At 36.5% G+C, this 685-nt stretch carries 1 protein-coding gene; it reads right to left on the bottom strand.

Translation table 11 applies throughout. The annotated features are described in order from the left end of the window. Positions 1-59: 59 nt before the first annotated feature. Positions 60-542, bottom strand: a complete 483-nt coding sequence (locus tag GQR46_RS20300; protein ID WP_024589733.1) for a DUF3015 domain-containing protein — start codon at positions 540-542, stop codon at positions 60-62. Positions 543-685 lie beyond the last annotated feature (143 nt).

Raw genomic sequence — 685 nt, 5'->3', positions numbered from 1 at the left:
CGCTAGAGAAATACTCCAGCGGCTTTATTTATACGTATAAAACCGGCTAATTTAGCTGATTAAGAAAGAGTATAAGAAGCAAGTTGTGCGTTACTTGCAAGAACAGTGTTTAGGTTTTCTAAAACTGTTTGTGAAGTCACGTTTTCAGAAGTAAATACTGAAGAGAACTGTGCTTGAGCAAGCTTATTGAACGCTGCTTTATCTTGATCTGCAACACCCCAAGCTTCAGCTAGAGTAGCTAAAGTTTCGCCTTCACCTTTTGACATATCACGAGCAAGTTGCTCCATGTTACCGTCAATGAATAAAGCGATTTTTTCTGAAGAAGTTACTGTACCAGTACCATCACAACCAAGAGTACCAAAAGTGATACCAAAAGTTTGGTTACCAGATGTACCATTTGTTGTAGCGCCTAAAATTTTAACGCCTTTACCTTGCTGACCAGCAAATAACATAGAACCAAGACCACAACCAATATCTTGGTCAGCCATTGCGTTTGAGAAAGGAAGTAAAGATAGAGCTGCTACTGCGATTAGTTTTTTCATTTTCATAAATCCATATATGATTGTCTTTATTTAGGGTAAATAAAGTTCGCGGAAGATTCTAACAGACTTGCAGAAAAAAGGAACAGGCTAAAACATGAATATTTTACACTCTAATTTTTAAATATATTAAAGTTAATGTCAGG

Source organism: Pseudoalteromonas sp. Z1A6 (assembly GCF_011378745.1).
In the GTDB taxonomy this organism is placed as follows: Bacteria; Pseudomonadota; Gammaproteobacteria; order Enterobacterales; family Alteromonadaceae; genus Pseudoalteromonas; species Pseudoalteromonas arctica.
Note: the sequence above shows the minus strand (reverse complement) of the source record. Positions and strands in the feature narration are given on the sequence as shown.